This window comes from Goodfellowiella coeruleoviolacea, assembly GCF_024171785.1.
Taxonomy (GTDB): Bacteria; Actinomycetota; Actinomycetes; order Mycobacteriales; family Pseudonocardiaceae; genus Goodfellowiella; species Goodfellowiella coeruleoviolacea.
Genome location: NZ_JAMTCK010000002.1, coordinates 424,409 through 438,707, shown reverse-complemented (window position 1 = coordinate 438,707; position 14,299 = coordinate 424,409). Strand labels below are relative to the sequence as shown.

Here is a 14,299-nt window from a genome sequence, read left to right as displayed (position 1 = left end):
TGCCATCGCCCAGCGCGGGAGCACGACGCCACCACGGTCAGCCACCCTCGTCCCTCCTGCCCGCTCGGCTGCTCCGGCGCAGCGCCGCGGCCAGGCGCAGTGCCACCAGCCGGTCCACGGTGATCGCGGCCAGCAACAGCGCACCGGTGATGGCCTGCTGCCAGAAGGCCGGGATGCGCAGCACCACCAGGCAACTGGTGATGGTGCCCAGCAGCAGCGCGCCCAGGGCCGCGCCGGCCACCGTGCCCGATCCGCCGGAGATGACCACGCCGCCGACCACCACGGCGGACACCACCTGGAGTTCCAGGCCGGTGCCGGCCGCCGCGTCCACCGTGCCGTAGCGGGCCATCCACAGCGCACCGGCCAGTCCGGCCACCGCGCCGGACACGGTGAACGCGACGAACACCCGCCGGCCCACCGGGATGCCGGCCAGCACGGCCGCGTCCGGGTTGGAGCCGATCGCGTACAGCTCCCGGCCGGACCGGTAGGCGCGCAGGTACAGCGCGCCAGCCGCGATCACCACCAGGGTGATCAGCACCAGGTTCGGGATGCCCAGCAGGCGGCCGCTGCCCAGCGAGAGCAGCGCGTCGGGCAGGTCGGCCGCGTTGACCTGCCGGCCCCGCGCCAGGGTGAAGTCCAGGCCGCGGAACACGTACAGCGTGCCCAGGGTGACCACCAGGCTGGGCACCTGGCCGGCGGCCACCACCAGGCCGTTGAGCGCGCCGCAGGCCAGGCCGATGAGCACGCCCAGCAGCAGACCGGGCAGCAGCGGCAGGCCCGGGTTGGCGGCGAAGGTCTGCGCGGTCAGGAACGCGGCCAGGCCCAGCACCGAGCCGACCGACAGGTCGACGTTGCGGGTCACCACCACCAGGGTCTGGCCGACCGCGAGCAGCGCGATGATCGAGGCGTTCAACAGCAGGTCGCGCAGGCTCTGCGGGGACACGAAGGCCGGGTTGGCCACCGCGGTCACCGCGACCACGACCACCAGGGCGACCAGGATGCCCAGCTCGCGCACCCGGCCCACCCGGTCGACCAGCCGGCGCGCGGCGGCACCGCGCCGCGCCGGGCGCTGCCCGGCCGACGCCTGGTCCACATCGGACTCAACGGTCAGCCCGCTCATCCGCCCACCCCCAACCGGCCGGCGGCGGCCAACGCCACCCGCTCCTCGGTCGCCTCGGCCCGGTCCAGTTCGGCGACCAGCCGGCCCTCGTGCATCACCAGCACGCGGTCGGCCATGCCGAGCACCTCGGGCAGTTCGGAGGAGATCATCAGCACCGCCACGCCCTGGCCGGCCAGCTCCGAGAGCAGCCGGTGCACCTCGGCCTTGGTGCCGACGTCGATGCCCCTGGTCGGTTCGTCCACGATGAGCACGCGCGGCGCGCGCGCCAGCCACTTGGCCAGCACCACCTTCTGCTGGTTGCCGCCGGAGAGCACCCCGACCGGGTCGGTGAGCCTGGCGAACTTCAGCCGCAGCTTCACCGCCCAGTCCTGGGCCAGCCGTCGCTCGGCACGGCGCCGCACCAGCCCCAGCGGCCCCAACCGGCCCAGCGAGGCCAGTGCGGCGTTGCGTTCGATGGAGGCGTCCATGACCAGGCCCTGCTGTCGGCGGTCCTCGGGCACGAAGCCCACGCCGGCGGCCATGGCCGCGGTCGGGGAACCGGGGCGCAGCCGCTGGCCGGCCACCCACACCTCGCCGGCGTCGGGCCGGTCAATGCCGAAGACCGCCCTGGCCACCTCACTGCGCCCGGCACCGACCAGGCCGGACAGCGCCACGATCTCGCCGGCGCGCACGTCGAGGGAGACGTCGACGAACACGCCCTCCCTGGTCAGCCGCCGGACCGACAGCACCACCTCGCCCGGGGTGACGTCCTGCTTGGGGAACAACGCGGACAACTCGCGGCCGACCATCAGCCGGACCAGGTCGTCGGGGGTGTGCCCGGCCAGGTCACCGGCCCACACGTGCTCGCCGTCGCGCAGCACCGTGGCCCGCTGGCACAGCGAGAGGACCTCGTCCAGCCGGTGCGACACGAACAGCACGGCCGCGCCCTGCTCGCGCAGGGCCCGCACCACCCGGAACAGCCGCCGCACCTCGGCGTCGGAGAGCGCCGCGGTCGGCTCGTCCATGATCAGCACCCGGGCGTCGAAGGACAGCGCCTTGGCGATCTCCACCAGCTGCTGGTCGGCGATGGACAGGCCGCTGGCCGGTCGGTCCGGGTCCAGCCGCACCCCGAGCCGGTCGAACAGGGCCGCGGTGCGGGCCCGCATCGCGGCGGTGTCGATCCGCCGGCCGGATCGCAGCGGCTGGCGGCCCATGAACACGTTCTCGGCGATGGACAGCTCACCGAACAGGGTGGGTTCCTGGTAGATCACGGCGATGCCGGCGTCGCGCGCCTCGGCCGGACCGCTCAGCCGCCGCTGCCGGCCGTCGATCAGGAAGGCGCCGCTGTCCGGGCGGTGCACCCCGGCGAGCGTCTTGATCAGGGTGGACTTGCCGGCACCGTTCTCGCCGAGCAGGGCGTGCACCTCGCCCGGAAACAGCTCCAGCGACACCCCGCGCAACGCGCGGACCGCGCCGAAGGACTTCTCGACCCCGCGCAGGGCGACCACGGGCGTGCCGGCCCTGCCGCTCTCCGCCGGGTGACCAGGCGCCGACCTCGCGGCGCCAGTGCCGGGCTGCCCCAAAACGCCTCCCTGTGATGGAACGTTTCAACGGCATTGCATTGGCATGAAGAGTCCCCGCAGCTGTGAGATGTGTCAATACCCTTCGCCAATGTCGCAGGATGTCTGCGTGATTCCGGTCATACCGGCTACCATCCGGTGCACATCTGATTGAGACGTTTCACTTGCTCGTTCCCGAACCGCCTGACGTGCTGGAGGCAGGGTGAGGTCCTCGGTCAGCATCCGCGACGTCGCAGTGCGCGCCGGGGTGTCCGTCGGCACCGTCTCCAACGTGCTCAACCACCCGGACCGGGTGGCCCAGGCCACCCGGGCACGCGTGCTCAGCGCCATCAGCGACCTGGGTTTCGTCCGCAACGAGTCCGCCCGCCAGCTGCGCGCCGGCACCGCGCGGGCCATCGGCCTGGTCGTGTTGGACGTGGCCAACCCGTTCTTCACCGACGTGGCCCGGGGCGTGGAGGACGTGGCCAGCCAGGCCGGCCACGCGGTCATCCTGTGCAACAGCGACGAGTCGGCGCAGCGCGAGATCCGGCACCTGGAACTGCTGGCCGAACAGCGGGTGCACGGCGTGCTGATCACCCCGAGCGACCCGTCCCTGGAGCCGATCCGCCGGTTGCAGCGGCGCGGGGTGTCCGTGGTGCTGCTCGACCACCCCAGCTCCGAACCGGACATCTGCTCGGTGGCGGTGGACAACCGCACCGGCGGCGAACTCGCCGTGACCCACCTGCTCGCCGAGGGGCACCAGGCCATCGTCATGGTCAACGGGCCAGCGCACATCCGCCAGGGGCGGGAACGCCACCTCGGCGCGCTGGACGCGCTGCGCAAGGCCAACCGCGACAGCGACCTGCTGGAGGTGATCGAGGTGCCCATGCTCAACGTGGCCGCCGGCCTGCGCGCCGGCGAGCGGCTGCTCGCCCGCACCAGCCGGCCGACCGCGGTGTTCTGCGCCAACGACATGCTCGCCCTCGGCGTGCTCCAGGTGATGGTGCGGGCCGGCGTCCGGGTGCCGGACGACCTGGCCATCGTCGGCTACGACGACATCGACTTCGCCGCCGCCGCGGCCGTGCCGCTGACTTCGGTGCGCCAGCCCCGCCAGCTCATCGGCCGCACCGCCGCCGAACTGGTGATCGCCGAGACCATGTCGCCCGACGAGCACGAGCACCAGCGGGTGGTGTTCACCCCGGAACTGGTGGTCCGCGAGTCCAGCCGGCGCCGGCGCCGCACCCGCCGTCCCGCCCGCCGCGTGCCCGCCCCCGCCGGCTCCGAGGTGTGAGGCCCGGGGCGTGAGGCCCGAGGCGTGAGGGCCCGGGACGCCAGCGCCGGCCGCACGTGGGGTGGCCGCGGTGAACGAGGTCCGGCTCCCGGCGCGCCCGCCCGTCTCCCGAGGCCACTGCGCGCGGGACCCGCTCGTCTAGACTGTTCGGGTGCGTCGAGTGGTGGGCAAACAGGTTGTCGAGCTGACCGACGACGCGTTCGCGGAGTTGCGCGCCGGCTACCGGGCGGTCCTGCTCGACGTGGGCACCGGCGACGGCAAACACCCCTACGCGGTGGCCAGGCAGCGGCCGGACTGGCTGGTGATCGGGTTGGACGCCAACCGGGACAACCTGCGCAAGCTCTCGACCAGGGCGGCGGCCAACCCGGCCAAGGGCGGCCTGCCCAACCTGCTCTACGTCTGGGCCGCGGCCGAACGCCTGCCCGAGGCGCTGACCGACATCGCCGAACTGCACGTGCTCATGCCCTGGGGCAGCCTGCTGCGGGGCCTGCTGGACACCGACTCCACCATGCTGCGCGGCCTGGCCGCGGTGTGCCGGCCCGGCGCCGACTTCCTGGTCACGCTGAACCTGCACGCCTGGCGCCCGCCCGTGCCCGAGGTGGGCCAGACCGAGGAGCCAACGCCCGAGTCGGCCACCACCGTGCTGGCCGAGCGGTACGCCAGCGCCGGGTGGCGGCTGGCTGACGCGCGCTACCTCGACCAGCAGGAGATCACCGCGCTGTCCACGTCGTGGACCCGGCGGTTGAACTCCTCCCGCGACCAGCTCGACGTGCTGGCCCTGTCCGGCACGATCGCCCCGGCGCACGCCGCCGCGTCATGACCGAGGCCGCCCACCCGCTGGCCCGACGGGTCGAGTTCACCGCCGTCGGCCACCCCGACATCACCGCCAGGCACGACAAGACCCTGGAGTTCACCGCCGACCCGGTGATCACCGCGCGGGCCACCTGCGTGATCGGCACCGGGGCGCGGCTGGAGCACGCCGCGCTGCGCTCGCTGCGCGGGCGGGTGCGGATGAGCATCACCTGCGACGGGCTGAGCGCGGTGCTGACCGGGCAGGTCAACCCGCACTACGCAACGCCGGACCGGCTGGTGGTGCGGCGCAGCGCGGTGCCGTCGCCGGACACCTACCTGGTCAACGCCGACACCGTGGCCAGCGGGCTGGACCGGGACCTGGTGGCCCGGATGCGGGAGCCGGGCGCGGTGGTCGAGGTGGGCGTGGTGGAGCAGGCGCCAACACCGGTGCTGGTGGTCCTGCTCGCCGAGGCCGCCCGCGTCCCGCCGCCGCCGGCCGTGGCGGAGTTGCTCGACGAGGCCACCCTGGTGCTGCACACCGCGCCGCGCCCCGGCTTCCCGTGGCCGCCGCTGGCCGGCCGGCCCCGGCAGCGGCTGCGGCAGCCGGACGACGTGGCCGTGCTGGGCGAGCACCGGACGGCGGTGCTGCTGCTGGACAGTCTCGCGGAGCTGGCCGGCCGGAAGGTGCGGGAGATCCTGGCCGCGGCGCTGCCCTCGGTCCGGGTCGTGCTGTGGCCGGCCCCGCTGCCCGCGGCCGACCTGGTGCTGGCCGCCGGCCTGGTCGGCGACGACCAGCTGGCCGGCGGGGTGACCGCGGTGACCACGACCGCGGGCGGGTCGTGGCGGCGGTCCCTGGCCGAGGCGGGGCGACCGGTGGTGGTGCACGCCGGCCCGGACGACGCCGAGGACGTGCTGGCCGCGCTCGGCTCGGCCGAGGCGCCGGCCCGGACCGCGATCACCGCCGACGGGGTGCCCGGGCCGGGTGTGCGCGCCGTGCGCTGGCCGGTCGAGCGGCTGGAGCCGGCCGTGCTCGGGGCCGCCCTGGCCGCGCACCCCTGGCTCGTGGTGGTCGCGGACGCGCCCTCGGCGAGCGTGACGCTGCCGGCGGCCGCGCTGGCCGAGCGGCTGACCGCCGCGGGGGCGTCCACCAAGGACGTGGCCAGGACCCTGGTCGAGCTGGGGCTGGACCGGCGCTCGGCCTACGACGTCGCACTGCGGTCGCGGTCCTGAACCGGCCCCGGCCACCGGCGGCCGCCACCCGTTCGCGTGAACAGGCGGTTTCCCCTGCGCTCGGCGACACTGGACGAGCAGGGGAAACCAGCGAACAACGAGGTGAGCACCATGGCCAGTGCCAAGCAGTGGCGCGTTGACGTGCGGATCGACGAGCACGGCGCGACCACCCGTGCGGAGGCCTCACTGAGCGGCGAGGGCATCGACGAGGACGTGCGCGGGGTCGGCCACGCCCGGTGCAACCCACACGACGAGAACGTCCCCAGGATCGGCGACGAGCTGGCGGCCTCGCGGGCGCTCAGCGACCTGTCCCACGCGCTGCTGGACGCCACCATCCACGACATCGAGAACGTCACGCACGAGCCCTCCCACCTGCGCGCCTGAGCCGTTGCCCGGCGCGGACCGTCAGGTGGGCAGTGGCCCGGTGAAGGGCAGCACCGGCACCCCCCGGGTGCCCGGCCGGACGCTGAACACCGCCCCGGCCAGCGGCTCCGGGTCGGTCAACCCGGTGCGGGACGTGGTGATGTACAGGTCGGCCAGGTCGGGGCCGCCGAAGGCGCACGCGGTCACCTGCCTGGCCGGCACGTCGACCACCTCCAGCAGCTGGCCCTGCTGGTCGTAGCAGTGCACGGCGGAGCCGCCCCACAGCGCCACCCACAGCCGGCCGGCCTCGTCCAGGGTCATCCCGTCCGGGGAACCGGCCTGCTCCGGGATGCTGACCAGGGGCCGCCGGTTGTGCAGGGTGCCGCTGGCCGCGTCGAAGTCGAAGACGTCCACGCGCTGGGTGGGGGTGTCCACGTAGTAGGCGCTGTGGCCGTCGTGGCTCCACACCAGACCGTTGGAGATGGTCACGCCGTCCAGCACGGCCGTGGCCGTGCCGTCGTGGTCCAGCCGCCACAGCCGGCCCCGGCCCGGTCCCTCGTCGTAGGCCATGGAGCCGGCGTAGAACCGGCCCTGCGGGTCGCAGCCGCCGTCGTTCATCCGCACCCCGGTGTCCTGCCACAGCTCGGGCAGGGTCACCGGCTCCTGCTGGCCGGGTGGCAGGAACGCGAAGCCGCGCTCCACGGCCAGCACCAGGCCACCCGAGGAGGTGGGGCGCAGCACGGCCGCCACCGCACCGACGTGGGTGCGGCTGACGTGGCCGGTCGGTGGGGCCATGCTCACCACGTCCCCGGCGAGCATGTCCACCCAGAGCAGCTGCCCGGTCTCCGGGTTCCACACCGGGCCCTCACCGTGGTCGGTGCACACCGCTGTCACCGGTTGTGCGCGCATCGCCCCACCGTCCTCGTTGTCGTCGGAATGATCAGCCGGCCGTGGCGGTCCGCTCCGCCTCCCGCCGCTGCCACCCCTCGGCGTACAGGTTGAAGTTCACGTCCCGCCTCGGGTGCTCGGCGACGGCGTCCAGGTCGAGTTCGACGCCGAGTCCCGGACCGGACGGTAGCGCGAAGTACCCGTCCACCACTTCCGGGTTACCAGGTGCCACCGACTTGACGAACGAGTCGGCGAAGTCGTTGAAGTGCTCCTGGATCTTGAAGTTGGTGGTGCAGGCGGCCAGCTGCAGGTTGGCCGCGGTGAGCACCGGGCCGCCCACGTTGTGCGGGGCGATCAGCACGTGGTGGGTGTCGGCGGTGGCGGCCAGCTTCTTGGTCTCGGCGATGCCGCCGAAGTGGGAGATGTCCGGCTGCACGATGTCCGCGGCCTGCAACGCGAACAGCTGCCGGAACTCGTGCCGCGAGTGCATGCGCTCACCGGTGGCCACCGGCGCGGGCGCGCGCGAGGCGAACTTGGCCAGCGACTCCAGGTCGTCCGGCGGCACCGGCTCCTCCAGCCACGCCGGGTCGTAGGGTTCCAGCATCCGGGCCAGCTTCAGCGCGGTGGCCGCGGTGAACCGGCCGTGCATCTCCACCAGCAGCTCGACCTCCGGGCCGACGGCGTCCCGCACGGCCTCCACCAGCGAGATCGACCGGATGGTCTCGGCGTGGTCCAGTTCCAGCCAGCCGGGGCCGAACGGGTCCACCTTGAGGGCGCGGTAGCCGCGCTCCACCACCCGGCGAGCGGCGGCGTGGAACTCCTCCGGGGTCCGCTCCACCGTGTACCAGCCGTTGGCGTACGCCTTGATCCGGTCCCGGACCGCGCCGCCGAGCAGCCGGTACACCGGCTGGTTCAGCGCCTTGCCGACAATGTCCCAGCAGGCCATCTCCACGGCGGCGATGCCGGACATGACGATCTCACCGGCCCGGCCGAAGTCGTTGTGGTACATCCGCTGCACCAGCGACTCGGTGTCGAACGGGTCGGTGCCCAGCACGTGGTTGGGCACCGCCTCGGTGAGGTAGCCCAGCAGGGCGTCGGTGTGGTTGAGCATTCTGGCCTCGCCCACACCGGTGAGCCCCTCGTCGGTGTCCACCAGCACGAAGGTGAGGTTGCGCCACGGCGTCCCGAGCACCGCGGTGCGGACGTTGGAAATCTTCACGCACTTCTCCAGACTTGCTTTGCTTACTTACCCGTCAGGCGAATGACGTTCCAGGACAACGGGGGCAGCAGTGCCGACAGCTGGTCGCCGTCGAGCACGGCTCCCCCGTTGTCCGGGTCCAGGGGGGTGGGGCGGACCCGGTCGGGCCGCTCCAGGGTGTTGCGGGCGTGCCGGTCCGCGTCGGCGAGCACCCGGTGCTCGGCCACCCGGCTCGCGGTCAGCCCGCCGAGGCGGGCGGTCAGCCGCAGCGGCCGGCTGGTGTCGCGGTTGACCGCGAACAGCGTGGTGTCGCCGTCGGCGCCGACCACGGCGGTGGCGTGCAGCAGGCTGACCTCGCCGTGCGCGGCGGTGTCGTGCCGGCTGCCGACCGGTTCCACCCGCAGCACCTGGCCGCGGCCGTACCTGGCCGCGTCGGCGAACGGGTAGAAGGTGGTCTGCCGCCATGCCGGCCCGCCCGGCTCGGTCATGATCGGCGCGATCACGTTGACCAACTGGGCCAGGCAGGCCGCGGTGACCCGGTCGCAGTGCCGCAGCAGGGTGATCAGCAGGGTGCCGACCACCACCGCGTCGGTGACACTGTAGCTGTCCTCCAACAGTCGCGGTGCGACTGTCCACTCGGGCTTGTCCGCCGCGTGGAAGGCCCGCTGGTACCAGACGTTCCACTCGTCGAAGGACAGCTCAAGGCGCTTGCGCGAGCGCAGTCTCGCGCGGACGTGGTCGCAGGTGGCCACCACGCTGTCGATGAAGTGCTCCATGTCCTGGGCACAGGCCAGGAAGCTGTCCACGTCACCGTCGACTTCTTCGTAGTAGGCGTGGCAGGACACGTAGTCCACCAGGTCGTAGCAGTGCTCCAGCACGGTGGCTTCCCACGCGCCGAACGTCGGCATGCTGGAGCTGGAGCTGCCGCACGCCACCAGGCGCAGGTCCGGGTCGATCTGGCGCATGGCCCGCGCGGTCTCCGCGGCCAGCCGGCCGTACTCCTCGGCGGTCTTGTGGCCGGTCTGCCACGGCCCGTCCATCTCGTTGCCCAGGCACCACAACCGGATCCCGTAGGGCTGGTCGGCGCCGTGCTGGCGGCGCAGCTCGGAGCGGGCGGTGCCACCGGGGTGGTTGGCGTACTCCAGCAGGTCGCACGCCTCGCGCACACCCCGGGTGCCCAGGTTGACCGCCATCATCGGCTCGACCCCGGCCCTGGCCGCGAACGCCATGAACTCGCCGAGGCCGAACTCGTTGGTCTCCACGGTTTTCCAGGCGGGGTCCAGCCGCCGTGGCCGCTCGGCGACCGGCCCCACCCCGTCCTCCCAGCGGTAGGCGGAGACGAAGTTGCCGCCCGGGTAGCGCACCACGGTCACGCCGAGTTCGGCGATCAGCGCCAGCACGTCGGTGCGCAGTCCGGTGTCGTCGGCGGCCGGGTGTCCCGGCTCGAACAGTCCGGTGTAGACGCACCGGCCGAGGTGCTCGACGAACGAGCCGAACAGCCGGGGGTTGACCTCCCCGACGGTGAAGTCCGGGTCGAGCACCAGCGAGGAGCTGGGCTGGTCCGAGGTCGGTCGGTGCGGCATCGGCCACCTTTCCACGAGAGGACGGGGGGAGGTTGGGTCAGTAGACGTAGGGCCAGCCCTGGGCGTCCCAGCCGATCAGGTTGACGCCGAGCTTGACGGCGCCACCGGCGTTGCCGTCGTAGTAGTGGTAGACGAGCAGGTCGCCGTCGCTGTCACTGAGCACGCTCTGGCCGCCGGGCCCGATGATGTTGCCGTGGCTGGCCAGGATCTCGGTGCCACCGCCGTTCATCATCGAGGTGCCGTTGCGGTCGGTGTAGGGGCCGGTGGGGCTGGTGGACCGGCCGACCATCACCCGGTAGGTGCTCGACGTTCCCCGGCAGCACAGGTCGAAGGAGACGAACAGGTAGTAGTAGCCGCCGTGGGCGATGACGTAGGGCGCCTCCACGGCCGTGGACGACCCGCTCCGCCGGGCCAGCTCGTAGAGCTTGGTGTCCGAAGTGGACCGCTTGCCGGTGGCCGGGTCGATCCGGATCATCTTGATGCCGGTCCAGAACGAACCGAAGGACAGCCACCAGCGGCCCTGGGCGTCCACCAGCAGGGCGGGGTCGATGGCGTTGTGGTTGGCGCTCGTGGTGGTGGCGTAGACCACGCCCTGGTCGGTCCAGCTGCCCGGTCGGCCGGTGCTGCTGGTGGCCAGGCCGATCGCCGAGTTGTTGGACCCGAAGCTGGACGCGGCGTAGTACAGCCAGTACTTGCCGTTGTGGTAGGACACGTCCGGCGCCCACACGTCACCGCTGCCGCTGTACTGGTACACCCAGGACGGCACGCCGGACAGCGCCGACCCGGAGCGGGCGAAGGCGATCCGGTCGGTGGAGGTGCGCGCCTCGACGCGGTCGTGGGTGGAGTAGAGGACGTAGCCGGAGCTGGTGCGGATCATGGACGGGTCGTGTGCGGCGACGTCGCCGGTGACCAGCCCCGGTCCGGGGTAGGCGGCGTGGGCCGGCGTCGCCGTGGTGCACAGCAGCAGTGCCAGGCCGGCGGCGGTGGCGAGTCGCGGTAATCGCCGTGCGGTGGTTCCCATCGGGCTCTCCTCCGAGCTGCGGGATCTCTCGCGGTTCATCTGGTGCGCTCGCTTCACTGGCCGGACAGTCCGGTGTGGGCCACCCCGCGCACGATCTGTCGCTGGAACACCACGAACACGATCAGCAGCGGCAGCGCGGCCAGCACGGTGGACGCCATGATCTGGGCGTAGCGCAGGCCGAAGGAGCCCTGCACCACGGTCAGTCCAACCGGGAGGGTCATGGTGCCGGGGTCGGTGGTCACCACGAACGGCCAGAGGAAGTTGTTCCAGGTGGAGATGAAGGTGAAGATGGCAACGGCGGCCAGCACGGGTCGGGACAGCGGCAGGACGATCCGCCAGAAGATCAGCCACCGGCTGGCGCCGTCGATCACGGCGGCCTCCTCCACCTCGCGCGGCAGCGCCTGGAAGAACCGCACCAGGATGTAGACCATGGCGGGCGCCACGACCTGCGGCAGGATCACCCCCCAGTAGGTGTCCACCAGGTTGAGCGCGACCATCTCCGAGAACAGCGGCACCACCAGCAACTGCGGCGGCACCACCACGCCGGCCAGGGTGATCGCCAGCAGGGTCCGCCGGCCGGGGAAGGTGGTTCTGGCGAAGCCGTAGGCGGCCAGGCTGGACAGCAGCACCACCAGCACGGTGGTCAGCGTGGCGGTGATCAGGCTGTTGGCCATCCAGCGCAGGATGTCGCCGGCGGCCAGCACCTTGTGGTAGGCGTCCAGCGTCCACTGGCTGGGCAGCCAGCGCAGCGGGATGGCGGTGGTCTCCCCCTCGGGTTTGACCGAGGTGAGCACCGCCCACACCAGGGGCAGCACCCAGAGCACGGCCAGCGCCGCGGTGATCACCAGCAGCGCGGCCGTGACCAGCGGCCCGCCACCCAGCCGGGTCGTCCCGTCGCCGACCGACCGCCGCGCGCGCCGAGTTGTCCACAGTGGACCGCTGCCAACGGGCCGCGTCGCGGTGGTGTCACCGGTGCTCATGCCGCCTCCTCGGGTGAGCGGAACAGCCGGAGCTGGACCAGCGCGACCACCAGGACCAGGCCAAGGAAGACGTAGGAGATGGCCGAGGCGTAGCCGATCCGGAAGTTGGTGAAACCGGCCTGGTAGACGTACAGCAGCACCGGCCGGGTGGACTGCTCGGGGCCGCCGGCGGTCATCTGGTAGATCTGGTCGAAGACCTTGAGCGAGGCCAGGATCTGCAGCACCACGATCAGTCCGGTGGTGCGGCGCAGCAGCGGCAGGGTGATCGTCCACAGTCGACGCCAGCCGCCGGCCCCGTCCAGCGCGGCGGCCTCGTGGTAGGTGTCGGGGATGGCCTGCAGCGCGGCCAGGTACAGCAGGAAGTTGAAGCCGACCGTCCACCAGGTGGTGGCCAGCACGATGGAGAACATCGCCACGGCCGGGTCGCTGAGCCAGCCGATCTCCGGGGTGAGTCCGAGCGCGGCCAGCGCGCCGTCGGCCATGCCGAAGTCGGGTTGGAAGATCCACACGAAGATCAGCGACACGGCCGAGGACGGCAGCAGGTAGGGCGCGAAGAAGGACAGCCGCCACAGCCAGCGCGCCGGGGTGAGGTGGTGCACCAACAGCGCGAACACCAACCCGACCAGCACCAGCAGCGGGGTGCTCAGCAGGGTGAACAGCAGGGTGTGCCACAGCGAGGACCACACCACCGGATCGTCGAGCGCCTCGCCGAAGTTGGCCAGGCCGACGAACTGGCCGTCCTTGGCCAGGGTGGTGTCGGTGAGGCTGGTGCCCAGGCCGAGCACCAGCGGCCAGACCAGGAACAGCGCGAAGAAGGCCAGGAAGGGCAGGACGAACAGCAACCCGGACCAGTCTCGCCGCCGGGTGGGCTGCGTTCGCGCGGGGTGCGGCGCCATTGCTGTCCTTCCGCAGTCGGGTCGGGCGGGGTGGTTCGCGGGTCACTGCACGGGGTTGGGCGTGGCCAGCAGGCGGCGCACAGCGGCCTTGGCGGCGGCCAGTCCCTCGGCCGGGGTGGCACGTCCGGTCAGCACCGGGGACAGCGCGGCCCCCATCTCCAGCCAGAGCGTGGATGCCGAGCCGGCGAACCACACGGGTGGGTCCAGCGCGAGTTCCTCGACGACCGAGGCGTACAGCGACTGCGGGCGCAGGGCCCGGTACTCGGCACTGCGCGCGACCGGCTGGTAGGCGGGCACGTGTCCGCCCTCGGCCCAGGTGACGCTGTGCCGCAACAGGAACGCGATGAGCTGGTAGGTGGCCCGCGCCTGGGCCGGGGAGCGGGTCCGCCGGTGCGGCAGGACCAGGCTGTGCCCGTCGGCCTGGGCCGAGGCGTTGTCGAACACGGCGGGGAAGCGGGTCATGCTGAACGGCACGCCCGAGGCGAGCAGTGTGGTGACCTCCCAGTCGCCCTGCCACATGAACCCGGCCTGGCCACTGCTGAACAGCGCGATCGAGCCGGAGCCGTCCGCCTCCCTGATCGCGGCGCCGCTGCTGGTCAGCTGTTGCATGAAGGTCAGGGCGCGCAACGCCTTGGCGTCGTCGATGGCCAGGTCGCGGCCGTCCGGGGTGAGCAGTTCCCCGCCCAGCTGCCGGTACAGCGTCCACCACATGCGCCACGGGTTGACCCCGTCGGTGCCGTAGGTCTCGGTGACCAGGCCGTAGGCGCCGGTGACCTGTTTGGCCGCGGTGAACGCGGCCAGCACCGCGTCCGGGCCGCGCAGCGGGATCAGCTGGTCGTCGGCGTCCAGCAGGCCGGCCTCCCGGCAGACGTCGACGTTGTAGTACATGACGTAGGGGTGGGTGTCCAACGGGATGGCGTAGACCTGCCCGTTGTACTGGGCCCGCTGCCACACCGCGGCCGGGAAGTTCTCCTCGGTGAGGTCGAACTCGGCGAGCAGGTCGGGGTCGAAGGGGTCGAGCAGGCCAGCCGGGGCGTAGCCGGGCAGTCGGGCCAGGTGCAGCACGGCCACGTCCGGGGCTCGGCCACCGGCGCCGGCCATGGCCAGCTTGGTGTAGTAGGTGGGGCCCCACTGGAGGGTGACCGCTTCCAGGTCGATCTCGGGGTGCTCGGCGCGGAACGCGTCCAGCATGGCCCGCATGGTCGCGCCGTCGCCGCCGGTGAACAGGTCCCAGTAGCGCAGCGACCGGCCGTCGTCGGCCAGGCCGGCGCCGGCCGAACAGCCGGCCAGTGCGCTGGCCGCGCCCACGGCGAGCGCGCCGCCGAGCACGGCGCGACGGCTGATCGGGCTCACCGCGCGATCCGCCGGGTTCGCCGGGAACGCGCTCCGAAGTCGCCTT

General features: G+C 72.5%; 13 protein-coding genes. 4 read left to right on the top strand and 9 right to left on the bottom strand.

Annotated elements, in window-relative coordinates:
- Positions 1 to 37: 37 nt before the first annotated feature.
- Both LX83_RS05290 and LX83_RS05285 read right to left on the bottom strand, forming a co-directional pair.
- Positions 38 to 1,120 (bottom strand): ABC transporter permease, encoded by a 1,083-nt coding sequence (locus LX83_RS05290; RefSeq protein WP_253767631.1) that lies wholly within the window; start codon positions 1,118 to 1,120, stop codon positions 38 to 40.
- Complete coding sequence (locus tag LX83_RS05285) at positions 1,117 to 2,607, bottom strand: sugar ABC transporter ATP-binding protein (protein WP_253767930.1); 1,491 nt, start codon at positions 2,605 to 2,607, stop codon at positions 1,117 to 1,119. Before LX83_RS05285 ends, LX83_RS05290 begins: the two co-directional genes overlap by 4 nt.
- Before the next feature lie 274 nt (positions 2,608 to 2,881).
- Here LX83_RS05285 and LX83_RS05280 point away from each other — a divergent pair, with 274 nt between their 5' ends.
- The 4 genes from LX83_RS05280 (at position 2,882) to LX83_RS05265 (ending at position 6,355) form a co-directional block, all read left to right on the top strand.
- Positions 2,882 to 3,949: a LacI family DNA-binding transcriptional regulator gene (locus tag LX83_RS05280; protein ID WP_253767629.1), complete on the top strand. Its 1,068-nt coding sequence runs from the start codon at positions 2,882 to 2,884 to the stop codon at positions 3,947 to 3,949.
- 151 nt (positions 3,950 to 4,100) lie between these two features.
- A complete protein-coding gene (gene kamB / locus LX83_RS05275; protein WP_253767627.1) occupies positions 4,101 to 4,769 on the top strand; it encodes a 16S rRNA (adenine(1408)-N(1))-methyltransferase KamB in 669 nt (222 codons plus the stop codon).
- On the top strand, positions 4,766 to 5,971 hold the full coding sequence (locus LX83_RS05270) for a DUF371 domain-containing protein (protein WP_253767625.1): 1,206 nt from the start codon (positions 4,766 to 4,768) through the stop codon (positions 5,969 to 5,971). The genes kamB and LX83_RS05270 overlap by 4 nt, the downstream gene beginning before the upstream one ends.
- Before the next feature lie 36 nt (positions 5,972 to 6,007).
- Positions 6,008 to 6,355, top strand: a complete 348-nt coding sequence (locus LX83_RS05265; RefSeq protein WP_308203914.1) for a DUF1876 domain-containing protein — start codon at positions 6,008 to 6,010, stop codon at positions 6,353 to 6,355.
- A 21-nt stretch (positions 6,356 to 6,376) separates the two neighbouring features.
- Here LX83_RS05265 and LX83_RS05260 read toward each other — a convergent pair whose 3' ends face one another.
- Genes LX83_RS05260 through LX83_RS05230 form a run of 7 tightly spaced genes read right to left on the bottom strand, consistent with a single transcriptional unit; the run spans position 6,377 to position 14,253 of the window.
- On the bottom strand, positions 6,377 to 7,243 hold the full coding sequence (locus LX83_RS05260) for an SMP-30/gluconolactonase/LRE family protein (protein WP_253767624.1): 867 nt from the start codon (positions 7,241 to 7,243) through the stop codon (positions 6,377 to 6,379).
- A gap of 31 nt (positions 7,244 to 7,274) precedes the next feature.
- Complete coding sequence (locus tag LX83_RS05255; protein WP_253767622.1) at positions 7,275 to 8,441, bottom strand: mandelate racemase/muconate lactonizing enzyme family protein; 1,167 nt, start codon at positions 8,439 to 8,441, stop codon at positions 7,275 to 7,277.
- Between the two features lie 23 nt (positions 8,442 to 8,464).
- Positions 8,465 to 10,003: an arabinosylfuranosidase ArfA gene (gene arfA / locus LX83_RS05250; RefSeq protein WP_253767620.1), complete on the bottom strand. Its 1,539-nt coding sequence runs from the start codon at positions 10,001 to 10,003 to the stop codon at positions 8,465 to 8,467.
- A gap of 37 nt (positions 10,004 to 10,040) precedes the next feature.
- On the bottom strand, positions 10,041 to 11,024 hold the full coding sequence (locus LX83_RS05245) for an arabinan endo-1,5-alpha-L-arabinosidase (RefSeq protein WP_253767618.1): 984 nt from the start codon (positions 11,022 to 11,024) through the stop codon (positions 10,041 to 10,043).
- A 53-nt stretch (positions 11,025 to 11,077) separates the two neighbouring features.
- Positions 11,078 to 12,004 (bottom strand): carbohydrate ABC transporter permease, encoded by a 927-nt coding sequence (locus LX83_RS05240; protein ID WP_253767616.1) that lies wholly within the window; start codon positions 12,002 to 12,004, stop codon positions 11,078 to 11,080.
- Positions 12,001 to 12,900: a carbohydrate ABC transporter permease gene (locus LX83_RS05235; RefSeq protein ID WP_253767614.1), complete on the bottom strand. Its 900-nt coding sequence runs from the start codon at positions 12,898 to 12,900 to the stop codon at positions 12,001 to 12,003. The genes LX83_RS05240 and LX83_RS05235 overlap by 4 nt, the downstream gene beginning before the upstream one ends.
- A 42-nt stretch (positions 12,901 to 12,942) precedes the next feature.
- Positions 12,943 to 14,253: an extracellular solute-binding protein gene (locus LX83_RS05230; RefSeq protein WP_253767612.1), complete on the bottom strand. Its 1,311-nt coding sequence runs from the start codon at positions 14,251 to 14,253 to the stop codon at positions 12,943 to 12,945.
- Positions 14,254 to 14,299: the final 46 nt, after the last annotated feature.